Origin of the sequence: Sorangium sp. So ce117, from assembly GCF_051524395.1 — a bacterium.
GTDB lineage: Bacteria > Myxococcota_A > Polyangia > Polyangiales > Polyangiaceae > Sorangium > Sorangium cellulosum_B.
Map to the genome: position 1 here is coordinate 894510 of NZ_CP150309.1, position 24491 is coordinate 919000.

The 24491-nt window shown below is 70.6% G+C and carries 19 protein-coding genes; 17 read left to right on the top strand and 2 right to left on the bottom strand.

All coding sequences use genetic code 11. The features are described from left to right. Nucleotides 1-385: 385 nt before the first annotated feature. From WMF46_RS03400 to WMF46_RS03435, 8 genes are all read left to right on the top strand, one after another. Entirely contained in the window at nt 386-1060 is a 675-nt protein-coding gene (locus tag WMF46_RS03400) for a hypothetical protein (protein ID WP_437984276.1), read from the top strand. 28 nt (nt 1061-1088) lie between these two features. Then, nucleotides 1089-2678, top strand: a complete 1590-nt coding sequence (locus WMF46_RS03405) for a hypothetical protein (protein WP_437984277.1) — start codon at nt 1089-1091, stop codon at nt 2676-2678. Nucleotides 2679-3884: 1206 nt separating this feature from the next. Beyond that, nucleotides 3885-4319, top strand: a complete 435-nt coding sequence (locus WMF46_RS03410; protein ID WP_437984278.1) for a hypothetical protein — start codon at nt 3885-3887, stop codon at nt 4317-4319. Nucleotides 4320-4342: 23 nt separating this feature from the next. Further along, nucleotides 4343-5959: a hypothetical protein gene (locus WMF46_RS03415; RefSeq protein ID WP_437984279.1), complete on the top strand. Its 1617-nt coding sequence runs from the start codon at nt 4343-4345 to the stop codon at nt 5957-5959. Between the two features lie 1308 nt (nt 5960-7267). After that, nucleotides 7268-7843, top strand: a complete 576-nt coding sequence (locus WMF46_RS03420; protein ID WP_437984280.1) for a PP2C family protein-serine/threonine phosphatase — start codon at nt 7268-7270, stop codon at nt 7841-7843. A 1261-nt stretch (nt 7844-9104) separates the two neighbouring features. Then, a complete protein-coding gene (locus WMF46_RS03425) occupies nt 9105-10787 on the top strand; it encodes an L-aspartate oxidase (protein ID WP_437984281.1) in 1683 nt (560 codons plus the stop codon). Nucleotides 10788-10870: 83 nt separating this feature from the next. Further along, a complete protein-coding gene (locus tag WMF46_RS03430) occupies nt 10871-11743 on the top strand; it encodes a CPBP family intramembrane glutamic endopeptidase (RefSeq protein ID WP_437984282.1) in 873 nt (290 codons plus the stop codon). Next, nucleotides 11740-12981 (top strand): patatin-like phospholipase family protein, encoded by a 1242-nt coding sequence (locus WMF46_RS03435; protein ID WP_437984283.1) that lies wholly within the window; start codon nt 11740-11742, stop codon nt 12979-12981. Before WMF46_RS03430 ends, WMF46_RS03435 begins: the two co-directional genes overlap by 4 nt. 84 nt (nt 12982-13065) lie before the next feature. Here WMF46_RS03435 and WMF46_RS03440 read toward each other — a convergent pair whose 3' ends face one another. Continuing rightward, complete coding sequence (locus WMF46_RS03440) at nt 13066-13566, bottom strand: YchJ family protein (RefSeq protein WP_272097757.1); 501 nt, start codon at nt 13564-13566, stop codon at nt 13066-13068. 298 nt (nt 13567-13864) lie between these two features. Between WMF46_RS03440 and WMF46_RS03445 the strand changes: the two genes are divergently transcribed. The 3 genes from WMF46_RS03445 to WMF46_RS03455 all read left to right on the top strand — a co-directional run bounded on the left by WMF46_RS03445 (nt 13865) and on the right by WMF46_RS03455 (nt 17923). Beyond that, nucleotides 13865-14332, top strand: coding sequence for a Tudor-knot domain-containing protein (locus WMF46_RS03445; protein WP_437984284.1), 468 nt, complete (start codon nt 13865-13867; stop codon nt 14330-14332). A 176-nt stretch (nt 14333-14508) separates the two neighbouring features. Continuing rightward, nucleotides 14509-16596 (top strand): elongation factor G, encoded by a 2088-nt coding sequence (gene fusA, locus WMF46_RS03450; protein WP_437984285.1) that lies wholly within the window; start codon nt 14509-14511, stop codon nt 16594-16596. A gap of 10 nt (nt 16597-16606) precedes the next feature. Next, on the top strand, nt 16607-17923 hold the full coding sequence (locus WMF46_RS03455) for a hypothetical protein (protein WP_437297727.1): 1317 nt from the start codon (nt 16607-16609) through the stop codon (nt 17921-17923). Between the two features lie 103 nt (nt 17924-18026). Here WMF46_RS03455 and WMF46_RS03460 read toward each other — a convergent pair whose 3' ends face one another. After that, nucleotides 18027-18461 (bottom strand): DUF6918 family protein, encoded by a 435-nt coding sequence (locus tag WMF46_RS03460; RefSeq protein ID WP_437549462.1) that lies wholly within the window; start codon nt 18459-18461, stop codon nt 18027-18029. Nucleotides 18462-19075: 614 nt separating this feature from the next. Here WMF46_RS03460 and WMF46_RS03465 point away from each other — a divergent pair. The 6 genes from WMF46_RS03465 (at nt 19076) to WMF46_RS03490 (ending at nt 24370) form a co-directional block, all read left to right on the top strand. Continuing rightward, nucleotides 19076-19888, top strand: a complete 813-nt coding sequence (locus tag WMF46_RS03465) for a hypothetical protein (protein WP_437984286.1) — start codon at nt 19076-19078, stop codon at nt 19886-19888. Between the two features lie 335 nt (nt 19889-20223). Beyond that, nucleotides 20224-20778: an OmpA family protein gene (locus WMF46_RS03470; RefSeq protein ID WP_437984287.1), complete on the top strand. Its 555-nt coding sequence runs from the start codon at nt 20224-20226 to the stop codon at nt 20776-20778. A gap of 150 nt (nt 20779-20928) precedes the next feature. Then, nucleotides 20929-21669 carry a MotA/TolQ/ExbB proton channel family protein gene (locus WMF46_RS03475; protein WP_437549469.1) on the top strand — a complete coding sequence of 247 codons (741 nt, stop codon included), beginning with the start codon at nt 20929-20931 and terminating at the stop codon, nt 21667-21669. 21 nt (nt 21670-21690) lie between these two features. Next, nucleotides 21691-22188: a biopolymer transporter ExbD gene (locus WMF46_RS03480; protein ID WP_437531735.1), complete on the top strand. Its 498-nt coding sequence runs from the start codon at nt 21691-21693 to the stop codon at nt 22186-22188. Next, the gene (locus WMF46_RS03485; protein WP_437984288.1) at nt 22185-23045 is read left to right on the top strand and encodes a TonB C-terminal domain-containing protein; all 861 of its coding nucleotides are present in this window, start codon (nt 22185-22187) and stop codon (nt 23043-23045) included. Before WMF46_RS03480 ends, WMF46_RS03485 begins: the two co-directional genes overlap by 4 nt. After that, complete coding sequence (locus WMF46_RS03490) at nt 23036-24370, top strand: tolB protein (protein ID WP_437906986.1); 1335 nt, start codon at nt 23036-23038, stop codon at nt 24368-24370. Before WMF46_RS03485 ends, WMF46_RS03490 begins: the two co-directional genes overlap by 10 nt. Nucleotides 24371-24491: the final 121 nt, after the last annotated feature.

Genomic DNA, 24491 nt, shown 5'->3' on the forward strand with positions numbered 1-24491 from the left:
GGGGCGGACAAGCGCGTTGCTCCGCGAGCAGCTGAGCTGAAAGAGGAGACAGGAAATGATTGGACGCACCCCGCGCCGGGGTGATAGGGATTCTTTTGTCGCGGGAACGCGGCACGGTAGGCTCCCCGGCGCTGACAACTTCACCACCATCGAGTGGACTGCCCAAGGCGCGGGCGGAGGGACCGTTGATCTGCTGACTTCTTCTGCGTCGGGCCGCGAGAGCGGATGTTATCCGACGGTCGCTGAAGGGAGCTCGGCAGCAGGTCGCTTTTGCGCGGCGGGAGAGCTGCGCAGTGCCGTGGTCGTGGGGCGGCAGCGTGGACACGCTGGCATCCGGATTACCGTAGCTGGCGAGACCTCTCCCGTCCTGCGCGGAGCGCGGGACATGGGAGGGGCGGACCGCGCGCAGGCCCGCAAGGCCGAGCACGGGCCGCGGGCGGGCATCCTCGTGCTCATTGTTGTCGCTGTCAGCACCCCTGCGCGAACTGCATGGTGCGAGCAGCGGGTGCGGGAGGTTATGGGAGAGACGGCCGACGCGGCGCTGGCGAAGAGCGAGGAGCCGACGGCGGCGGGAGCGATGACGGAGCGGGGCGGGGGCGCGACGGATGTGGGGATCGTCGGGCCCGTGGCGGGGCCGCCGGTGGTGCTGGTGGAGCCGCGACCGCTGCCGGACAAGAGGAACTGGGTGCCGGTGATCACGCTGGGGGCGGCGAGTGCGGTGTGGCTCGGCGTGGGGATCGGGATGACGGTGGCGTCGAGAAATGCGCGGAGCGACGCGGATGCGCAGCGCGCTGCGATCCTGTCGCAGGGGCCTGGGTGCGTTCACGCGCGGAGCGATGTTGCGAGTGCGTGCAGCACGTTCGACGAGAGAGCGGGGCGGGCTGGAACTTTCGGTACCGGAGCCGTCGTGGCCTATTCGGCGTCCGGTGCGCTGGCCGCAGGTGCGTTGGTCTATGCGCTGTGGCCTCGCTCATCTGCATCGAGCAGCTCGGTGGGTGTGCTGCCGACGGCTTGGGTAGCGCAGGGAGAGCGAGGTCTGGGAGTCGTTGGTGTGTGGTGAGCGGCGACGGGAAGGAAGGGATGCGAACGTGAGAAGACTTAGTGGCATCACGGCTGGCACCCTCTGCGCGGTGCTTGCGGCCGTCGGGTGCGACGCGCTGTCGATCGGCCTGGCCAGCGACCCTGACTACATGCTGAAGGGCCCACAACACGACTGGCTCCAAGCAGCGGGCGGCGGACCGCCAAACCCCGCGTGCGACGCGGACCCGACGCAGGACGCGAGCACGGTGACGGACGAGTGCGCGGTGTTCGCGAGCGCGACGGCAGAGGCGGGGGGAGACGGGACGAAGGCGAGGCCGTACGCGTCTCTCGGGGAGGCGGTGGCGAACGCGGGGAACAAGCGAGTGCTCGCGTGCGCGAGCGGTGCGTTCGCGGAGAGCGTGGCGATCGAGGCTGGGATCGAGGTGATCGGGGGCTTCGACTGCGAGGCGGAGTGGGCGTGGAGCGCTGAGGCCCGCAGCGCGATCGAGGGACCCGCGGGCGCGGTGGCGCTCACGATGACGGAAGGCGCAAGCGGGGCGAAGGTGAAGAGCTTCGCGGTTCGTGCGGCGAGCGCGACGGAGCCGGGCGGGTCGTCAATCGGCGTGGCGGTGGCGGACGTCGATGCGGAGCTGGCGCAGGTGGACGTGACGGCGGGCGATGCGATGGACGGTGCACCCGGCGAGACATCGACGGAGGCGCCGCAGGCGGGGGCGGGCGCGCCGACGAACGTGTCGAATGCGTGCACTGCACTGGTGTACGGCGGCGATCCCGGCGGGACGGCTTGCGAGGACGGCGAGACGCGCGGGGGAGTCGGTGGGCTCGGAGGAATTACCACCACTGAGGGCGGCAACGGGCTGAAGGGTGCCGACGGTGCGCCGCTGCCGGAGCCGAACGCCGACGCGTCCGGGCTAGGCGGCACGGGGCAGACGGATCCAGACGGCGACTGCAAGCCCGGCACAGTCGGAAAGAGCGGAACTCGCGGGATGGCTGGCGTGGCCAGCAGTGACACGACACTGACGCTGGCTGGCATCGCGGGAGGCGATGGTGAGAACGGCGCAGTCGGGACGCGTGGTCAAGGGGGAGGTGGTGGGGGCGGCGCAAAAGCTGGATTGTTTTGCCCAGGGCCCAGTATGAGCACCGTCGAGGGTGTAGGCGCCAGCGGCGGAGGCGGAGGCGCTGGAGGCTGCGGTGGCAAGGGAGGCGGAGGCGGGCAGGCCGGCGGGTCGAGCATCGGGATCGTGAGCCTGGGGACGAAGCTTGTGTTGACGGACGTGACGGTCGCGGTGGGCAAGGCGGGGAAGGGGGGGAATGGCGCGGCAGGTCAACTCGGCGGGTCGGGTGGAGCTGGTGCTGCCGGCGGCACGGCGCCTGCGGCGCCTGCAATCCCCGGATGCAAAGGCGGGGATGGTGGCCGAGGCGGAGCTGGAGGTCCTGGCGCCGGCGGCCGAGGGGGCCACGCGGTGGCCGTTGCCTACGCTTCTGCGGCGAGCGCCACGCTGGAGCTGAAGGAGTTCATGGTGGGCACAGCCGGAGACGGAGGCAGTGCTGGGCCTGGTGGATCGGAGCAAAGTGCCGGTGCCCAGGGCGCGAGCGGTATCTGCTGGAACTTTGCGACGAACGAGAGCTGCGCGCAGTGAGAAAAAGGTATTGCTGCGTGGCAATTCTGAGAGCTCAACGGGATGCAATTCAAGGAGGTGGCCTCGGTGGGCCATCGTTCGCAATCGCATACCAGGCCGAGGCGGAGAAGCGGGAAGGGTCGACGACGCTATAGCCCGGCACGCCGGGCGCTGGGGAGAGCCGGCGAAAGCAACAATGTGTCGGAGAACACGGGCGCGGAAGGCACTGCGGCGACGGAGCAGACGTCTCCGTGAGCGACCGATGAGGTAGCGGGCGGCGTCGTCGACGGCGTCGCTCGCCGGCGCGAAGTGCGGCGAAGAATGTGTTGGCGATCGCATGGAACGCGATCGACGGGGAGAGGTGTGTCCTGCGGGTGACCCGCGCGGTGGCAAGCAGATGCTCCGCCGGTACTGCAGACGACGACGGCAACGCGAGGCGGGCGGAAACACTTGCGGACTGGGGACGAGGGGAGCGTGCCGGAACTTCGGTGGAAACGAGAGCTGCGGGCGGTGAGAGAAAAGATGGTGTCGCGTGACAATTTCGCAATTCTCAAGGGAATGCGCTCGATTGCAAGCGCCCGAGTTGCGAGAGATACGTGCTGCCGAGTGATAATTGCGTAGGGCTCGAGGTAATGCGATTGGTTGAAGACGATGGCTGCGGTTTGTGAGCAGCTGAGCTTAAGGAGAGAATAAGAAATGATTGGACGTGCCCCGTGCTGGGGTGGTAGGGACCGTTTTGTCGCGGAGACGCGGCACGGTGGGCTTCCCGGCGCTGACAACTTCACCACCTCCGAGTGGACTGCCCAAGGCGCGGGCGGAGGGACCGTTGATCTGCTGACTTCTTCTGCGTCGGGTCGCGAGAGCGGATGCGATCCGACGGCTGCTGAAGGGAGCCCGGTAGCAGGTCGCTATTTCACAGCGTCGGAGCGGCCAGTCGTCGAGCTGTCGATCGCATGGACGCAGCGCCGCGCAGACGCGACGAACGCCGACGATTGGAGGACTCCTCCTGTCCTGCGTGTGGCGCGGCGCATGGGAGGGGCGGATCACCCGCATGTCCGCAGGGCCAAGCACAAGCTGGGTGCGGGCATCTATCTCTTCAGTGCTCTTCTCTTGGGCACACCCGCACGGACAGCGTGGTGCGAGGAGGCGAAAGAGACTGCGCCGGCCGCTCCGGAGGGGGAGGCGACGCCGACTGCGCCGGTCGGTGCAGCTGCATCCGATGCGTATGTGGCGGAGAACTCACTGGTTGCGCCGGTGACGCCGATTGCACGGCCGCAGGAGCGGAGCTGGGGGCCGGTCATCGTGCTGGGGACGGCCAGCGCGGTGTGGCTTGGTGTGGGAGTGGCGATGACGGTAGCGAGAGACAACGCGGTAGATGAGGTGCGCTTGAGAGGTCAAGCGATTCTGGCGGTGGGGGGACAATGCGTGAACCCATCAACGGCCGTCGTGCGGTCGTGCGAAAAGCTTCACAGTGTTGGCGCGAGGAGCGAGATGTGGGGCAACGCCGCGCGAATCGCCTATATCGCGTCGGGAGCGCTGGCCGTCGGTGCGGCGGCTTATCTGCTGTGGCCTCGAACGAAGACGACAGGGACGAGGCGGATTCGTGCATTGCCCAGTCTGCAAACGGGCAGCGTCGGGATCGACGTGACGGGTATGTGGTGAGCTCAGGCGAGGAGGTGATGACCATGATCAGAAGGCGCTGGATTCCAGGAACGTTGGGACTCGTCACGTTGGTGTGCGGCTGCGGGTTCTGGGACGACGTGACGGACGACTGCGAGCGGATGCTGACGTGTGATCACTTCGTATCCACAGGCCCCGGCGGCGGTGGGATGAACCCCGCATGCGAGCCGGATCCGACCGAGGACGCGAGCACGGTGACGGACGAGTGCGCGGTGTTCGCGCGCGCAAACGCGGCACCTGGCGGGGACGGGACAACGGAGAAGCCGTACGCTTCGCTCGCGGAGGCGATCGCGAACGCCCACGGCAAGCGGGTGCTGGCGTGCACGAGCGGAGCGTTCGCGGAGAGCGTGACGATCGAAGCGGGCGTGGAGGTGATCGGCGGCTTCGACTGTGACGCGGCGTGGACGTGGAGCGAAGCGGCGCGGAGCGCGATCGAGGGGCCGCCGGATCAGATCGCGCTCACGCTGGGGGAGGCAGCGAACGGGGCAAAGGTGCGGAGCTTCGCGGTGCGCGCCGCGAGCGCGACGAAGGCGGGCGGGTCGTCGATCGGGGTGGCGGTCGCGGACATCGAGGCGGAACTGGCGCAGGTGGAGGTGACCGCAAGCGACGGGATGGATGGCGCGGACGGCAAGATACCGATCGAACGGCCGTACACAGGGGCGAGCGGGTCGACGAATACGGCTTCGTTCGCGTGCATTATGGATGTGTCCGTCTACGGCGGCGACCCCGGCGTCACCCTCTGCGAAGACGGCGAGAGCCGCGGCGGTGAAGGCGGCCTCGGCGGCATCCCAGGCATGGGTGACGACGACGGCCGGCCCGGCCAGGCCGGAATCCCCCTGCCCGACCCAATCCTCCCCGACAGCCCGGGTCTCGGCGGCATGGGCCAAACGGAGACGGGCGAATGCGAACAGGGCCGACCCGGCCGCGATGGCGCCTCCGACACCCACGGCCCCGCCGGTCGCGCCACCACCCTCGCCCTCACGGGCATCACCGGCGGCGACGGCGCCCCCGGCATCACCGGCAAGAAAGGCCAAGGAGGCGGCGGAGGCGGCGGCGCGAAGGCGGGGTATTATTGCGGAAACCCGAGGAGCCCCGTGGAGGCTACTGGCGCCAGCGGCGGCGGAGGCGGAGCCGGCGGCTGCGGAGGCAAAGGAGGAGGCGGCGGCCAGGCTGGCGGATCGAGCATCGGAATCCTCAGCCTGGGAACGAAGCTGGAGCTGACCGAGGTGACCGTCGCGGTGGGCAAGGCGGGCAACGGAGGAAAGGGCGGACTTGGACGACCTGGCGCCAGCGGGGGCAGTGGCGGGACCGCAGGTACCGGTAAGTCTCTTGGTGGCTCCGGCTGCGATGGTGGTCGTGGCGGCACGGGCGGCCGCGGCGGCCTTGGCGGCGGCGGTCGAGGTGGCCATGCGGTGGGAATCGCCTACGCCGCGGCGCCGAACGCGGCGGTGGAGCTGAAGGACTTCAAGGAGGGGGCGGCGGGCGACGGCGGGCAGCTCGGGTTCGGCGACAACGCCGGCACGCCCGGTGTGAGCGCCGCGTGCTGGAGCTTCGGCGGAACGAGAGCTGGGTGCAGTGAGAAAAGGTGTCGCCGCATGAGAATTTCGTGGGTCTCAAGGTAATGCAATTGGTGGAGTCATGAGCGCTGCGGTTTGTGAGCAGCTGAGCTGAAGAGGAGACAAGAGCGGATGTGGGGCTTGCGATGGCGCTTATTGAAGAGCGAGCCGCTGGCGACGGGGGGCGTAAAGAAGGTGGGGCGCGCAAGCGGGCCGGGTGCGCGGCCGGCGTGCCGTTGGGGGAACAGCCGCCTGCGGGGCCCCGGTAGTGCGGCAGATGCGGATGCAAGAGAGGCACGGCGGCGGCGGAGCAGCAACTTCCGTAAGTGAGCGACGAGCTAGCGGGCGGCCTCGTTTCTGGTCCCGCCTCCTGTCGCGACGTGTGGCGGAGGGACCCCGACGATCGCGCGACGCGCCATCGAGGAGGCGACGCATCTCCCGCAGGCGACGCGTACGGCGGCCGGCAGCGCCCGCTGGACCGCTGCCACCGGCGAGCGGTGGAGAAAGTGAGGACGACCGTACGATTTTGTGACGACCCGGCCCGGCTTCGCGTAAGTAGTCGAAAGATATCGATTTCTGGACGAAAGCGCTTGGCGAGCTCTTTCGTGACCGGCAGTATGCGCGCCGCTCGATCCAAGGAGCGCCCTGCCGATGCGCCGGAATTCCAGTGGAAACGATGTCCCTCCCTCCGGAAGACGCCCCAGCCCGAGCGCGATGGGGGAGTGGGAGCGGATGTGGGTGCGCAGGCTGGGCCTCGAGGATGTGGAGTGGGACCCCGAGCTGCACTGCGAGCACTGCATCGCGAAGCGAGCGGCCTGGGAAGCGGTGATGGAGGAGCTTGCCGCACGGTCGGGGAGCCGACCGAAGCTGCGGCTGAGCCCTGGGTGGGAGAAGATTCCACCGAGGGCGGGTAGGCGAAGCAGGCGGAGCAAGGGCCGCTGCAGGCGGCTGCTGCTGAAGATGGTGCGACTGGCGCGTCTCGTGCGCGACGATTTTTGAGCGCTTGAGCGAGAGGTCCCGTCGCGAGCTCCCAGCTCGAGCGAGCAGCCGCTGACGACCTGAGCACGCCGAGAGGGCGCACGGCGACGGCGCAGCGCGCTGGGCGACAGAACAGGAGACCGGCGCACCGCGAGCGTGGTGCGCGCTGACTCGGCTCGTCCTTGCGACGAGCGTGCGAGGTGGAGGATGGTGCGTCCAACGCTCGCCATCGAGGCGGGGGCGGAGGCCCTCGTGTCGAGGCGTCGTGCGAGCAACGAGGAGCGCTCTGGGGAGTTGCCTTGCCTGGGGCTCTTCCTGGTCGCGGGCCGGCCTGGTGGAGAGGTCGTCTCCCGCACGGCGATCGAGATGGTGCATCCCGCTGTGGAGGCAGACCGCGTGGACGACCTTGGTGCTGATGAGATGATTGCACCGCAGTGTCGGGATGAAGTGCGGCTCGCGATGAGCCCACGTCGCACAGGCCGCTCCGAGGACGAGCGTCTGAAGCCGGGACCGAGCGGCGTGCAGGTGAGCTTCGCCGGTGTACTGCTCGCGCCAGGGGCGGCGTACATCGTCTACGCCGGCGATATGCACATCTACCGGTTCCGTGGGGGGAAGCTGGAGGCGCGAACGCGCGATGTTACGGCGCCCGACGGTGGGGCGTTGGACGGATCCATCCCGCTGGATGCCCCAGCCATGCTGGCGCAACACGCCAGCGCGGCCACTCGCGCCCTCGGCTGCGACGCAGCGGTGGAGATGACGGCCCAGGTCGAGAACACGGAGCCGGGCGACGTTTTCCTGGCGTGCTCGGGGGGCCTCTGGGGTTTGGTGTCCGAGCAGCGCATCGCCGGCATCCTCGCAGCGCACCGTGAGCTGCGCCTGGCGGCGAGCCTGCTGATGGAGTGCGCTCATGAGAACGGCGAGCTCGATCAGGCAATGTGCGTCCTGGCACGTGTGGCGGGGGCTGTGGGTTGACTTCGTAAGGAGGAGCGGCGCAGAAGCGCCGGAGCGCAGCGAGGCTCTGGCGAGGCGACCCCTCCCGTCCCGCGCGGAGCGCGGGACTTGGGAGGGGCGGACCGCGCGCAGGCCCGGAGGGCCGAGCACGGGCCGGGGGTGGGCAGCGTTCTTGGGGGGCGAACGTCGTGGCGCGAAGGGTGGGGCGGCGATCTTCCCGGGAGCCAGGCCGGCGCCGGAGCGAGCGGAGGCAGCGGCGAACCCCGCGGCTGCGGCGGACTGCCCGGGAGGGGGTGGAGCGGCGAGCAGAGCCCGCTGGATTGCTGAACGCGGCGAGCGCTGCAGAAAAAATGAGAGACAGTATGATTTCGTGGCAATTTCAGAGGGATGAACGTAACTCGGCAAAACGGCAACGATGATTCGAAGAAACCCCTTGGCGAGCTCATTCGTTGCCGGCAGAATGGGCGCCGCCCGAATTCAAGGAGCCCTATGCCGAAGCACCGAAGGTCCCGCGGAGACGAGCCCCCTCCCTCTGGCAAGCGCCCCAGCTTGAGCAAGATGGGGGAGTGGGAGCGGATGTGGGTACGGAGGCTGGGTCTCGAGGACATCGACTGGGATCCTGAAAAGTATTGTATGCACTGCATCGCAGAGCGGGCCGCTCGCGAAGAGGCGGCGGCGGAGGAGCTCGCGCCGCCGTCAGGGCCCAGACTGCCCGCGTCGCAGAGCCTCTTGTGGGCGAAGAACCCACGCCCGGCAGGTGGCCCTAAAGCGCGAAGCAAGCGTCGCCCCAAGCTGATGCTCGTGCCCTCGGTGCACCACAGAAGCGAGGACCCTTGAGCGAGAGGCCCCTTTACGAAGGGGCCGGATCGAGCGAGTCGACCAGAGGGTGTGGGGGACGCTGGCTCTGATGTGCTCTCCGGGAACCTGTCGTGTCGTGCCAGGACACCGCATCTCCGGCATCCTCGCTGCGTCTCGCGAGTTGCTGCGCGAGTCGCGCCTTCGCGAGTCGCGGCTTCCGATGGATGGACTGCGCTCATGAGCTCGCGCTGCGAGCCCGAGCGCGCGACGTGCGCCCCGGCGCGCGTCGACAACGGCCGAGGCGCTCCTCCATGAGCGCGATCAGCCCGTGCGCGCGCCCACACCTCGCTCAGGCTCACGCCGGCGCTCTGCTCTCCCCGGCCACGCCGGCCTCCCGCCCGAACGCCCGGCCGCAGCGCCGTCGCACGCAGGAAGCGCACCACGGCCTACCTCCGTGCGCCCCGCTCCTGCTACCCTCCTGGCCGTGGCGATAACGACCGATTTCCTCGTCATCGGTAGCGGTGTGGCTGGGCTGACCTTCGCGCTCGAAGCGGCCGAGCACGGCGAGGTGATCATCGTCACCAAGCGCGCGCGTGACGAATCCAACACGAAGTACGCCCAGGGCGGCATCGCCGCGGTCTTCGCCCCGGACGACTCCCCCGAGGCGCACATCGCCGACACGCTCGAGGCGGGGGCGGGCCTCTGTCACGAGGTGGTCGTCGAGATCTGCGCGCGGGAGGGGCCCGAGCGGGTGCGCGAGCTCATCGCGCGGGGCGCCCAGTTCGATCACGAGAACGGCCAGGTGCGCCTCGGGCGCGAAGGGGGGCACTCCGCGCGGCGGATCGTGCACGCCGCCGACGCCACCGGCCTCGAGATCGAGCGCGCGCTCCTCGAGCAGGCCCGGCAGAACCCGAACATCCGCTTCGCCGAGCACCACACGGCGATCGACCTCATCCCGCTCTCCCGGTTCGGGGGGCCGGACATCTGCGCCGGCGCCTACGTGCTCGACGAGACCGACGCCGCGCTGAACCAGGGCAGGCCGCGGCCGCGCGACTCGGAGCGGCCAGCGCCCCGGCACCGGCCGGCCTCGAAGCCGCACGTCGTCGAGACCTACCTCGCGCGGGCGACCGTGCTCGCGACCGGCGGCGCAGGCAAGGTCTACCTCTACACGACGAACCCCGACGTCGCGACGGGCGACGGCGTCGCCATGGCCTACCGGGCAGGCGCCGAGATCGCGAACATGGAGTTCTACCAGTTCCACCCGACGTGCCTGTTCCACCCGGAGGCAAAGAGCTTCCTCGTCACCGAAGCGCTGCGCGGCGAGGGCGCCATCCTCCGGCTGCCGGACGGGACGGCCTTCATGGCCAGCCACGATCCGCGCAAGGACCTCGCGCCGCGCGACATCGTGGCGCGGGCCATCGACTTCGAGATGAAGCGGACCGGCTCGGACTACGTGCTGCTCGACATCACCCACCGGCCCGCGAGCTTCGTCCGCGAGCACTTCCCGACCATCCACGCGCAGTGCCTCCGCTACGGCATCGACATCACCACGCAGCCGATCCCCGTCGTGCCGGCCGCCCACTACATGTGCGGCGGGATCACCACCGACCTCTACGGCAGGACGACGATCCCCGGGCTCTGGGCGATCGGCGAGTGCACGTGCACGGGGCTCCACGGCGCGAACCGGCTCGCCTCGAACTCGCTGCTCGAGGGGCTCGTCTTCGGCCACCGCGCGGCCGCGCGCCTCGGCACCCAGATCGCCGAGCTCCGGCAGAGCGCGTTCCCCGATGTGCCCGAGTGGCAGGTCGGCAACGCGGTCGCCAGCGACGAGGAGGTCGTCGTCGCCCACAACTGGGACGAGCTGCGCCGCACCATGTGGAACTACGTCGGCATCGTCCGGTCCGACGCCCGCCTCCGGCGCGCCGCCCGGCGGATCTCCCTGCTCCAGGAGGAGATCCGCGAGTACTACTGGAAGCACCTTGTCACCCGGGATCTGCTCGAGCTGCGCAACATCGCCACCGTGGCCGAGCTCATCGTCGGCTGCGCCTCCGCCCGGCACGAGAGCCGGGGGCTGCACACGACGATCGACTACCCGGAGACGAGCGATCGCCTCGGCACGGACACGGTCGTGAAGCGGGGCGTCCTGCCTTATCTGCGAGGTCGATGAGCGATCTGCACGGCACCCCCGACCCTCCGCCGAGCGGCGGAGGGCCCGGTCCGATCGTCCGGCGAGGCGGCGAGGAGCGACCGATGTCGATCCCCGGGGCCATCGGCTGGACCGTGGGCGTCACCGCGCTGTTCCTGTTCCTGCTGGGCCTGATCTCCTCCTTCCGGATGGAGCCGGCGCTCGACGGCGCGGGGTTCCGGGCGGCGCCGAAGCTCGACGTCATCGGCAGCTTCGCGTGCCAGGCCGCGGCGTACCTGCTCGGGCTCTTCGGCGTGCTCCAGGTGCACGCGCCCCGCGCGTCGATCCGGCAGTTCCTCGGGCTGCGCGGGACGCACGTGGCGTTCTATCCGCTCGCGATCGCGCTCGGCTTCGCGCTCGAGGGGCCCATCGCCGCGCTCTACACGGCGATCGAGGCGCGCTGGCCGTCGGGGATCGACGACGCCGAGCTCGTCCGGGTCTTCGTCGACGCGAGCGCGCCCGAGCGGGCCGCGCTCGGCCTCATCTTCATCGTGCTCGGCCCCGCGCTGGAGGAGGTCTTCTTCCGGGGAGCGCTCGCCCGCCCGCTGCGCTGGACGCACCGCGCGCCGCTCGTGATCGCGATCACGGCCGCGCTCTTCGCGGTGGCCCACGTCGGGTGGCAGAAGTTCCTGCCGATCGGGATCTTCGGCGCGGCCCTCGGCGTCCTGCGCGTCGCGAGCGGCTCGCTCTTGCCGTCCATCCTCCTCCACGGCACCTACAACGCCATCCAGTGCTTCTCGCTCCTCTCCGCGGCGGGCGCGGGGGCCGCCGACGGCGCGCCCTCGGCCGCCGGCGCCGCGCTGCCCGACGCCGCGGCGAGCCCGGTGTGGCTCGTGGCGGTGAGCTCCGCCTCTGCGCTCGTGTTGACCGCGCTCGCCTGCGTCCTCGGCCGTCGCGCCGAGGGGGCGGCCCGCGCGAGGGAAAAGGACCTCTCATGATGCCGGCGTTCGGGACCCAAGGCGGCGGCGGGAGCCGCGCCGCGCAGATCGCAGCGGGGGACGGCGAGGGCCGCTCCTCCGGGACCGTGGACGCGAGCGGCGAGGGCCGCGCCGCCCCGCGCGCCGGGGCGAAGCGAGCGCGCGTCAGCCTCTGCTTGCCAGGGGGCGGCCTGACGGGCGCGCTCTACCAGATCGGCGCGCTCGCGGCGCTCGAGGATGGCGTCGAGGGGATCGACAACCAGAGCTTCTCGCTCTACCTCGGGCACGGCAGCGGCGCCGCGGTCGCCGCGGCCCTGGCGGGCGGCATCCCGATCGAGCGGCTCTACCGCGCCCTGCTCGATCCGGTCGACAACTTCTTCCCGCTGGAGCGCAGCCACCTCCTCCACCTCGACGTCGGCGAGTGGCGGCGCGCGCTCAGCACCAGCCTGGTCGCGCTCCGCCACGCGATCGTCCGGCTCACGACCCGGGGCGACGCGACCCCGAACGCGCCGGCGCAGCAGTACCTGTTCGAGCAGCTCGATCGCTTCAACGACTCGCTCCCCGCGGGGCTCTTCCAGCTCGATCGTTACGAGCGGTTCCTCGGCGAGTTCTTCCTGAGGCGCGGCATCCCGAACTCGTTCCGCGCGATGCCGCGGACGCTGCGCATCCCGGCGCACGACCTCGACTCGGGCGAGCGCGTCGTCTTCGGCGCCGAGGGGTTCGACCACGTCCCGGTGTCGCTCGCCTGCGCGGCGTCGCTCGCGCTCCCGCTGTTCTTCTCGCCGGTGCGCGTCGAGCACCGCCACTACCTCGACGGCGGGCTGGGCCACGTGGCGCACCTCGATCTCGCGCAGGCCGCCGGCGTGGAGCTCACGATCGTCGTGAGCCCGCTCGTGCCCGTCTCCACCGCGCACCGCCCCGTCCCGACAGGGCACGGGGTGCGCGAGAGCGTGCGCGACAAGGGCATGCTCTGGATCTTCAACCAGGCGATGCGGATCGGCGCGCACGCGCGGCTCCACCAGGCGGTGGGGCGCGCGCACGCCGAGGGCAAGATGCAGGTCCTCGTGCTCGAGCCCGCGCGGAACGACGCGCTGCTGTTCCTCCACAACCCCGCCAACCTGCGCGCGCGGCGCGCCATCCTGGAGTACGCCTACCGGACGACGCGCGAGCGCATCGCTGTGTGGATGGACAAGAACCGCGCCGTGGTCGAGGCGATGGGGTGGCACGAGGCCCGCGCGTCGGGCCTGTCGGCTGGCTGAGGCGCATCGCCCACCCGAGGGCCTCGGTCAGCGGGCCCAGGGCGCATCGGCCGCCCGAGCGCCCGCTCGGCTGGCGAGGGCTGGTCAGCTGGCGAGGGATGAGAAGCGGGCGATCGTCAGCTCGTCGGGCGGGATGCTGATGCGGGCGCGCGGGATGGCGACGCCGTGGAGGTAGCGCCAGCCCTCGCCGTCGTGGAGGAAATCCGACAGCTCGACGAACGAGCGATCGACGCCTGCCTCGAAGATCTTGGCGAGGAACAGCACCGACGCCGAGTCGCCGCTCTGCAGGCTGTCGAGGATCTGGAGGCCCCGGTACCGGTGGTGGTGGATCGTCACCTTCAGCTCGCGGAGCACCTGGTCCCTGTCGCGCCCGCGGTCGATGTGGCCCATGTGCAGCGTCCGCCAGAGGTAGGCGGTGTCTCCGACCGCGAACGCGGCGTACCGCGAGCGCATGAGCGTCACGGCGTCGGGCGCCTCGCGATCGCCCAGATGGCAGGGGGCGCAACACTCGCGGTACGAGCGCCCCGAGCCGCACGGGCACGGGCGGGAGAGGGTCCCCGTACCAGGACGAACATCTCGGGTCATGGGCGTTTCTCTACACGGGTTCGTGCCCCGTTGCAGCGCCCTGGGGGGCGTCGAGACGGGGCGCGGCGGGCGTGCGGCAGGACGGCTCACCACGGCATGGCGCGGCCTGCGGCAGGATGGCCCGGCACGGCATGGCGCGGCCTGCGGCAGGACGGCCCGGCACGGCATGGCGCGGCCTGCGGCAGGACGGCCCGGCACGGCATGGCGTGGCCCGGCGCCGTCCAGGGCCGACCCGGGCGCGTCCCTGAGCGAAGCCCCTTGCGGGGCGCCGGCGAGGACGGTAAGGCGGGCGGGAAGTATGCCCGCAGCGCGCGCTCACGCCGCGGCCCTCCTCCTGGCCCTCGCCCTGGTTCTGGGGGGCTGCAAGCGCCAATACGCCATCGGCGATCACGTCCTCGTGACGTGGGAAGGGAACGTCTACCCGGCCGAGGTCATCGAGGTCGTGGGTCCGACGAAGTTCAAGATCCACTACCAGGGCTATGACGACATCTGGGACGAAGTTGTACCTCGTGAACGGATCCGCGGCCTCGTCGAGGGCAACGTCGTCCACCCGCCGCCGCCGCCCAAGGTCCGGAGCAAGGGGCTGCAGGCGTCGCAGACCAACGTCTACAAGATCGGCGACAGGGTCCGCGTCGAGTGGCACGGGCAGATGTACCCGGCGGTCGTCACCGGCATCGTGGGGCAAGAGCGCTACCGCATCCACTACGACGGCTACGGATCGGAGTGGGACGAGACGGTCGGGCTTTCCAGGATTCAAGCCAAGTAGCGTGAAATGTTCACGCGCGATCATTTTCCCCCTGGCGCTGGCCATGGGGCCGAATTAAGAGCCGCGCCGAATTTCTGACTGGGCGATCGCAAGAGTGCGCCGCCTGGCTGACGTTCGACGCGTGCCGCACGCCCTCCACGGGCACGCCCTCACGGGTGCGCGGCGGGGAGCCTTCTGTGATCAGCGAACTGTCCAAGCTGCGCAACATCGGGATCAGCGCCCACATCGATTCGGGCAAGACAACGCTGACCGAGCGCATCCTCTTTTACACCAAGCGGATCCACGCCATCCACGACGTCAAGGGCAAGGACGGCGTCGGCGCGAAGATGGACTCGATGGATCTCGAGCGCGAGCGCGGGATCACCATCCAGTCCGCGGCCACGCACTGCTTCTGGAACGGGCACCAGATCAACGTGATCGACACGCCCGGCCACGTGGACTTCACGATCGAGGTCGAGCGCGCGATGCGCGTGCTCGACGGGGCGATCCTGGTCCTCTGCGCCGTCGCCGGCGTGCAGAGCCAGTCGCTCACGGTCGACCGCCAGATGCGCCGCTACGGCGTCCCGCGCATCGCGTTCGTGAACAAGTGCGACCGCGCCGGCGCGAACCCGCTGCGGGTGCGCGCGCAGCTGCGCGAGAAGCTCAACCTGAACCCGGTCCTGCTGCAGCTGCCGATCGGGCTCGAGGACAAGTTCGAGGGGGTCGTCGACCTCATCACGATGAAGTCCTTCCGCTTCGAGGGGGCGAACGGCGAGAAGATCGTCGTCGGCGAGATCCCGGCCGGGATGGCCGACGAGGTGAAGACAGCGCGCGAGGAGATGCTCGACGCGCTCTCGATGTACTCCGACGAGCTCACGGAGGCGATCCTCGAGGAGCGCGTCACCGAGGAGCTCCTCCAGAAGACGATCCGCGAGGCGACCGTGAAGCTCCAGATCGTCCCGGTGATGATGGGGTCGGCCTACAAGAACAAGGCGGTGCAGGTCCTGCTCGACGGCGTGACCCGCTACCTCCCGACGCCCGCCGACATCACGAACAAGGCCGTGGATCTCGACAAGGACGAGGCCGAGGTCGTCCTGTCGAGCGATCCGGAAGCGCCGCTCGTCACGCTCGCGTTCAAGCTCGAGGACGGCCGCTTCGGCCAGCTCACGTACATCCGCATCTACCAGGGCACGCTGAGCCGCGGGAAAGAGGTCACGAACACCCGCACGGGCAAGCGCCACAAGGTCGGCCGGATCGTCCGCATGCACGCGGACGAGATGGAGGACATCGAGGGCGCGAGCGCGGGCGATATCGTCGCGATCTTCGGCATCGACTGCAACTCCGGGGACACGTTCACCGACGGCGGCCTGAGCGTCGCGATGACGTCGATGCACGTGCCCGACCCGGTCATCTCGCTGACGGTGACGCCCAAGGACAACAAGTCCCAGGCGAACATGTCGAAGGCGCTGCGCCGCTTCACCAAGGAGGACCCGACCTTCCGCGTCGGGGCCGATCCGGAGAGCGGCGAGACGATCATCCAGGGCATGGGTGAGCTCCACCTGGACGTCTACATCGAGCGCATGAAGCGCGAGTACTCGGCCGAGGTCATCACGAGCCCGCCGCGCGTGGCCTACCGCGAGACGATCACGCGCCGCGTGGACTACACCTACACGCACAAGAAGCAGACCGGCGGCTCCGGCCAGTACGGCAAGGTCGGCGGCTTCATCGAGCCGTGGGCGGAGGCGCCGTTCCGGTTCGACGACCAGGTCGTCGGCGGCGCGATCCCGCGCGAGTTCATCCCGGCGGTCGAGAAGGGCTTCGTGTCGATGCTCGCCAAGGGGCAGCTCATCGGCGCGCCCGTCACGGGCGTGTCCGTCACGCTGGACGACGGCGCGGCCCACGCGGTGGACTCGTCCGACATCGCCTTCCAGGAGGCCGCGCGCGGCGCCTGGCGCGAGACGTACCCCAAGGCGGGCCCGCAGATCCTGGAGCCGCTGATGAAGGTCGCCTGCGAGGGGCCGAGCGAGTACCAGGGCGGCATCGTCGGCATCCTCATGCAGCGGCGCGGCATCATCGTCGGTTCGACCGAGGCAGACGGCTTCTGCCGCGTCGAGGCCGAGGTGCCGCTCTCCGACATGTTCGGCTTCTCGACGGTCCTTCGCTCCGCCACCCAGGGCAAAGCCGAGTTCACGATGGAGTTCTCGCGCTATGCTCCTCTTCCGGCGGCGCTTGGTGAGGAGCTCATCAAGAAATACCGGGAAGAGCAGGCGAAGAAGGCCAAGTGAGGGGGTCGGCATGTACCGCAAAGAGGTAAACGAGCGGAGCCCCATGCGGGTCTTCGAGGGGTCGATGCACGGCGGGCTGGGTCGCGGCAACGTCGGCGTCATCGTCTCCCGGCCCGGCGTGGGCAAGACGGCGTTGCTCGTGCAGATCGCGCTCGACGATCTGCTGCGGGATCGCCGGGTGCTCCACATCTCGCACGAGAACGCGGTCGATCACGTCCGCGCGTACTACGACGAGATCTTCCACGATCTCGCGCAGTCGATGCGGCTCGAGGAGCCGGAGGCCGTCCGGCTCGAGGTCGAGCGGCACCGGCAGATCTACTCGCACCTCGGCCACGTGAAGGCGTCGGCCGACGCGCCCGAAGAGGCGGCGCGCCTGTGGGTCGAGAAGATGCTCGAGACGGTGGCGTTCGCGCGCGGCGTCGCCCACTTCGAGCCCGACGTGATCATCGTCGACGGCTTCGACGTGGCGGTCGCGTCGGAGCAGGCGATGGAGGCGCTCGGGCGGCTCGCGAAGGAGCGCTCCGCCGAGGTCTGGGTCGCGGCCCAGGTCGACGAGGCGGGCCCTCCCGGCAAGCTGCCTGCCGCGCTTCAGGGGGTCGAGCGCCACCTCAACGTGGTCGTCTACCTGCAGCCGGAGCGCGACGTGGTTCGCCTGCGGCTGCTGAAGGACCACGGCAACAAGGATCTCGCCGATCTCCACCTGCGGCTCGATCCCCACTCGATGCGCGTCATCGACGAGGACGTGCGGCCCCCCTCGGAGCGGCCGAAGGACCCGCGGACCTTCCGCGTGCACTCGGGCGGCGCCAAGGGGGCCGAGGCCGAGTTCGGGGCGTGCGCCGAGCGGTACGGGGTGCAGGAGCTGAACTACAGCTTCGAGGGCCACCGGCTCCTCGAGCGCCAGCGCGGCGTGGTCGTGCTGGGGGACGACGAGCTGCGCAAGGGCGACTTCAGCCTCGTCTACGTGTCGCGGCGCCTCGGCCGCGTGCTGAGCGAGATCCCGCTCGTGCGCAACATCCTCCAGACGATCTGGCACCAGATCAACGCGGCCAGCCAGGTCTTCGTCGTGGGCACGCTCCAGGAGGACGGCACCGTGCGCGGCGGCACCGGCTGGGGCGCGGAGCTCGCGCGCCTCTGGAAGAAGCAGCTGTTCGTCTACGATCAGGAGAAGCGCGGCTGGTTCCGCTGGAGCGGCTCGGCCTGGGAGATGGCGCGGCAGCCGAGCATCACCTGCGAGAACTTCGCCGGCATCGGCACGCAGGATCTCAACGACGCCGGCCGCGACGCGATCCGCGACCTCTTCGCGCGCAGCTTCGGCGAGCCTGGCTGAGCGCCGATCGCAGGGGCGCCCTCCGCCGCGCACGCGGCCGCGGGGGCGCCTCGCTGTGGCGCGCAGCAGGCCGGCGCGAACCGGGCCTGCTGCGCCGAGCCGCTCAGGCTGAGTGCTTCTGGATGAGCTGGGCGAGGCGCGGAACGGCTTCCTCGACGTTCTTCTTCGCTGAGCCGCGCAGCTTCTCGTAGGTGCCGCGCACCACGCCGCTCGACGACGACTTCGCCTTCTCGTCGGTGATGCTGAGGAGCGCGTCGGCGATCCGCGAGCGGTTCGACGTGAAGAAGGAGCTCGGGTTGCCGCTGCTCGCGGCCTCGGTCCAGATGGGATCGAGCTTCTTGGCGAACTCGGGCAGGAGCTTCTCGACCACCTGCTGGATGAAGCCGGGCTTGATGCCCTTCACGGCCGCGTAGCCGGCCTTGACCGCCAGGCCGGAGAGTCCGCTCTTCGAAGCCACCTCCTCGTCGACCAGCGTGCAACAGTCGGCGACGACCTTGGATTTCTTGTTCGCATCGAGCAGCGTTTCGCTGAGACCCATTCTCGAACTCCTCCGGGCGATTCGGGGGCCGGTCGCGGCCCCCAGACCCATGTCAGCGTGACCCCCGGCAGGGAGCGGCGACCACGTCGAGCGGACCGGTGGTCCGCTCCCGACCACATCGAAGCGCGGCTCTTACCACAGCGGCCCGAAGGCCGGCATCGCAAGCGCCCAGCCGGGAAACCTTCGGTCCAGGACGGCTCTCGGCCGATGCCGACCGTCCGGGATGGCACTGCAACGCCGTCACGCGCTCGATTCTCGGAAATGCCACGCGGAGACCGCATGCATGGCCGCCCCTCGCGCGCCATACTCAAGATGTAATTTGAATCACAGTTTGGCGTGGCGGGCGCTCGCCGCTGTCGTGTCGCGAGGCCTGCGGGGGGCTCATGGACGTTACCTGCGAAATCTGCGGAATCGTCACCACGGTGTCGAGCGACGCGCGCGGCGGGGCTGCGCTCGAGTGCAGCGTCTGCGGCGGTGCGATGCTCCGTGCGCACGGGAGGGGTGCGGCAGCGCCCCCGGCGGGAGGCGCCGGCCGGCGATCGAGCCGGCCTCCTCCGCCGCTCCGGCGATCGATCGCGCCCTCGGTGCCACGGAGCGACGATGACCCGACGATCATGGATCTCCGGTCGCTCGCGCTGAAGTCGTTCATCGCGACGCTTCCCGCCGCGCCGCCGACGAGCGCGCCGGCGGCGGGCTCGGTCGCGCCGGGCAGCGGCCCGGTCGCTCCGGCGGCGGTGGGCCTGACGACGCCACAGGCGATCCGGGGCGCGGAGTCGACAGCGGCGACCGCCTCGAGCGCGTTCGCGGGCACGGCGCCGGTCGGGGTCGATGCGCCGAGCGTGAGCGACGTGATGCGCGTCCACGACGCGCTCGCGCCCGTCGCGGTGCCCTCGCTGGCGCGATCACGAGCCCGCGTGCGCATCCTCGCGGCGGCGACCGTGGCCGGCGCCCTGGTGATCGCTGTCGCGCTCACGCTGATCGTCGGCCGGATGTCGCGTGCGCCGGGGGATGACGTGCCGCCTGCAGCGCAGCGCGGCGTGTCCCGGGCCGGGGAGATCGCGCGCGAGGTGCGCGTGCCGGTCGAGGCGCCCGGCCCCCGGAGGACGGCGCTGCGCGGGCTCGACGCGCGCGCGCGAGCGGCCGACGAGGACGAGGCCAGCGCCGCCGAGCCCGCCACGGCGCCGCAGCCGCGCGCCGCACCGGAGGCGGGCGCGCGCGAGGCCTCCGGGGCGGGTGTGCGCCCGCCCGCCGCTTCGGGGGCCCGCGCCCGGCCTGAGCGTCAGCCGTCGCCTTCGCTCGCGTCCGAGGAGGTGTCGCGGCCTCAGGCGCCGATGTCGCTCACCGACGCGATGGCTGCAGCCGTCGCCGATCCTCCGGCGCCCGCCGCTGCGGAGACGCAGCGCCAGGCCGACACCAGCGAGGAATAGCCCGCGCCGAGGGCGCGCGCGCTCGGCGAGCGTCAGCGCCGCGCCGAAGCCGTTCGACGAGGGCAGGCGAAAGAACGCGCGCTGCACCGGCACCTCGGCCCGCGCCGGGTGAGGGGCGGCGAGCGCGACCGACGCCGCTGCGCCGAGCGAGAGGAGCGTGGAGCCGATGGCCCGGGGGGGCGCGGGGCGGGCCAACCCGTTGGTGCCCCAAATATTCCCGCGCCTGGATCGGGCGATGCATCGCGGCACTTTAACGGAATGCCTGTCATCCGGGCGCGCCGGCTCGCCGGCGGGCGCTCAAAATGCTGCAACGCGCCTCCCGGCGTGGTAACGGCATGCCCATGACAAAACTGCCTGCGTTGATCCTCGTGGTCTCGGCGCCCCTTGCCGCCTTCGCGGCCGGCTGCGGCTCCGATCCGCAGCCGCCGGCCAATGTCGCCAGCGACGTCGCGCCCCCTCCGGTGGCGAAGACCGCCGCCCCGCCTGCCCCGAAGCAGGACACCGAGAAGCCGACGAGCGGTTCGATCCGCATCGACGACAAGATCCTCAAGGCCTGCGGCGATCTACCGACCGCCCGCTTCGCGTTCGACTCGACGTCGATCGAGGGCGAGGCGGCGGGCGCGCTCGACGCGCTCGCGCGCTGCTTCGTCTCGGGTCCGCTCAAGGGCAAGGGGATGAAGCTCATCGGCCACGCCGACCCCCGCGGGGAGACGGAGTACAACCTGGGCCTCGGCCAGAAGCGCGCCGGCAGCGTCGCCGAGTACCTCGGCAAGAAGGGCCTCGAGCAGGGCCGCATCGCGACCTCGTCGAAGGGCGAGTTCGAGGCGACCGGCACGGACGAAGAGGGCTGGGTGCGCGACCGGAAGGTCGACATCCTGCTCGCGGACTGAGCGCCGCGCCGCGTGCGGCGCTGGGCGAACTTGAAGAGGGCCACGGCCGCGCTTCCAGGCGAGAGAGGGCGCCGCGGCCGCAAACTCCACTGAACGGGGCCGCGCGCGCGGAACCCTGACGAGCCGACTCCCTGACCCGAAGAGATCGAAATGGCCTTCCTGCAGAGCGCCCCTGACCCGGCGACGACGGTCCCGATCAAGCTCGATCCCGTCTCCCTGGTCCTCCACGCCTCCGGTCCCGTCTTCCTGGTCGTGTGGCTGCTGATCTTCGCGGCCATCCTCGTCTGGGTGATCGCCGTCCTCAAGGTCCTCCAGCTCGCGCGGCTCGCCTCTCTGCAGGCGCGGTTCGAGCAGGAGTCGGCGCACGCCCACTCGCCGGATCAGCTGTTCGCGCTCGCGCAGCGGCACGCGGACGCGCCCGGCGCCCGCGTCGTGATGGAGCTCAGCCGCCGCGTCGGGACGAGCCGGCTCCTCGACTCGATCGCGAAGCGGGCGATCGTGACCGAGACGCAGCGGGCGAGCGCGCTCATGCCGACGCTCTCGTCGATCGCGGCGGCGTCGCCGTTCATCGGCCTGTTCGGCACGGTCTACGGGATCATGGACGCGTTCCTCCGCATCGGTCAGCAGAAGAGCGCGTCGCTGCCCGTCGTCGCCCCGGCCATCGGCGAGGCGCTCATCGCGACCGCGATCGGGCTGTTCGCCGCGATCCCGGCGGTCATCGCGTACAACGGGATCAACAAGCGCGTCGACGACCTGCTCGCCGCGCTCGAGGCCGCGAGCGAGGGCTGGGTGGAGATCGCGTCGCTCTCCGCGCGGGGGATGCAGGAGTCCATCCCGCTGGCGCTCCAGCGGTCGAGCGACCGGCCCACGCCGGTGATGCCGAAGGGCTGAGGGGCGGGGCCGATCATGGGCATGTCGGTCGGTGGAGGGCGCAGGCGGCGCGGCGGCGGCGGTTTCAGCGACATCAACGTCACGCCGCTCGTGGACGTGATGCTCGTGCTCCTCGTGGTGTTCATGGTCACGGCCCCGCTGCTCACGGCCGGGCTCCGGGTCGAGCTGCCCAACGTCTCCGCCGAGGAGGCGCCGACGAAGGACACGAAGCTCGTCGTGACCGTCACGAAGGAAGAGAAGATCCTCTTCGGCGAGGACGACGCGACCGCCGACATCGAGGGCGTGCTCGCCTCGAACGGGCGCGTGCAGAAGGAGAAGGAGCTCTACATCCGCGCCGACAAGGACGCCCGCTACGGCGCCGTGGCGCGCGTCGTCGCCGCCGCCCGGGCCGCGGGGGTCGAGGGCCTGAACCTCCTCGTCCAGCCGGAGATCGAGCCGGAGGGCGCGCCGCCGCCGCCCGGGGGATCGGCGCCGCGACCCGGGGGAGCCGCGCCGCGGCCCGGGGGATCGGCGCCGTGAGCACGGCTGCGGCGCGCGCGCCCGGACCGAGGACGTCGTCAGGACAGCGCCGGCCTGCGAGCGACTTCCGCCCGCGGGACATCGCGCTCGCCGTCGCGGTGGCGATGGCCGTGCAGGCGGGGGCCGCCGTCGCGGTCAGCCTGGCCGACCTCACGGTGCCCGCGGCGGCGCCCGAGATCGAGAAGGGGCCGAGCGTCCCGGTGAAGGTCGTGCCGGTGCTCGACATGGACACGCCGCTGCTCAAGCTGGGCGGCAAGCGCGACAAGATGAAGCTGCCCGACCGGTGGGTGCGCCAGACGCCCAAGCCGCGCGTCGAGCAGAAGGCGTTCGTGTCGCCGAGCGCGGGCAAGACCGAGGCGGACATCCCGCCCCCGGAGGTCAAGATCGCGGACGCGGGCACCGCGCCGCCGCCGCCCGACGCCGAGATCGCGAAGCAGGTCGACACCGAGCTCGATCCGAAGACCGACGCCGCCCCGGCCGCCAACGTCGATCAGGAGGGCCACGAGGACGGCGTCAAGGAGGGGACCGAGACCGATCCCCTCAAGGCGCGCGCTGTGGATCTGTACCTGGCCCGCATCGCGGGCTGGTTCTCGAGCAGGTTCCGCGTGAACGGCTCGGGGCTCCCGCCGGAGGAGCTCACGAAGCACAAGCCGCGCGCGGTCATCGTGCTGTCCGACGGGCAGATGGTGAGCTACACGCTGACGCCGAGCGGGAATCCCGCCTTCGACGCGGCCGCGCAGGCGACCCTCGAGGCGGCGAAGGGGCAGGCGCTGCCGCCGCCGCCCGAGAATTATCCCAACCTCGGGCAGAAGCAGGTCAGCGTCACGTTCGTCTGTAGAGAGACCACATGCGACTAGCTCGATACGCCCTCGGCGCCCTGGCGCTCGCCGCCGCCGCGCTCGCTGCTCCCCCTGCTCCTGCGCAGGCGCCCGCCTCCTCGGCGGCGCCGCCCAACCCGGACGAGCTGCTCGGCCACATCACGGTCGTGGCCGGCGCGACGCGCCCGCTCCCGAAGATCGGCGTCCTGCCGTCGCTCGTCTCGGACCCCGAGGACGTGACGATCCACAGCGTGGTCCGGCGCGACCTCGAGCTGTGCGGCGAGTTCGAGGTGCTGCCCGACAGCGCCGCGCCCGACGGCCTGTACCTCTCCGACAGCCCCGTGGACGTGAAGGCGTGGTCCGCGAAGGGGGTCGAGGCGGTCGTGAGCGTGAGCGGCAAGAAGGTCGCCGCTGACAAGGTCGAGCTCGTCGGCCAGGCGTTCCTGGTGAACCGCGGGCAGGCCCCGGTGTTCGACAAGAAGTTCATCGTGCCCCTCCGCGACGTGCGCTTCGAGTCGCACCGGGTGGCCGACCAGCTGATCGGCGCCCTCACCGGCCAGAACGGCGGTTTCGCCAGCCACATGACGTTCGCCTCGGGCTCGGGCGCGCTGCGGCGTGTCTTCACGATCGACGCCGACGGCCATGACGCCAGGGCCGTCTCGCCGCCCGACCAGACCGCCATCGCCCCTGCGTTCGGGAAGAACGAGCAGCTCCACTACGCGGCGAGCGTGAAGGGCGACGAGTACAAGGTCTTCACGCCCGCCGGCGGCCCGCTCGCGCTGCCCGTGAAGGGCTCTGTCTACGGGATCGCGTTCTCGAAGGATCGCGCCCAGGTCGCCCTCAGCATCGGGGTGGGGTCGACGATCAAGCTGTTCTCCGGGCCCGATCTCCAGAGCATCAAGCCGGCGTCCGAGGTGGGGATGGCGCTCCACCCGGTGTTCACGCCGACCGGCAAGCTCGCCTTCTCCGGCGAGGGCAGGTACGGACAGCGCATCTACGTCGGCGGCAAGGCGATCTCTCCGGACGGGCTCTTCGCCTCGGCGCCCACGTTCTGCAACCACCCCGACGGCGTGAAGGCCGTCTATGCCGTCGGCGTGGGAAAGAACACCGACCTCGTCGCCTCGGGGGAGACGGGCGGCGGCCTCGTGCGGTTGACCCAGAATCAGGGCAGGAACGGGTACCCGGCCTGCAGCCCCGATGGGCGGCTCGTGGCGTTCTTCTCCACGCGCACCTCCGGCGAGGGGCCCGGGCTCTACGTCATGCGCGTCGACGGGCAGCGCCCGAAGCGCATCTCGAACCTCCTCGGGGACTCGCTGCGCTGGGATCCGCTTCCGCCCGGCAAGGCCGTCGAAGCGAAGAACTGACGCGGGCGAGCCGCGGGGCACGGCTCGGACATCCGGCGTGTGTCCGATCGAGGGCCGCCCGCATCGTGGCTGAGCCAGGGGTTCTCTCCCCGACAACTTTTTACGTCCCGGCACGTCTAAC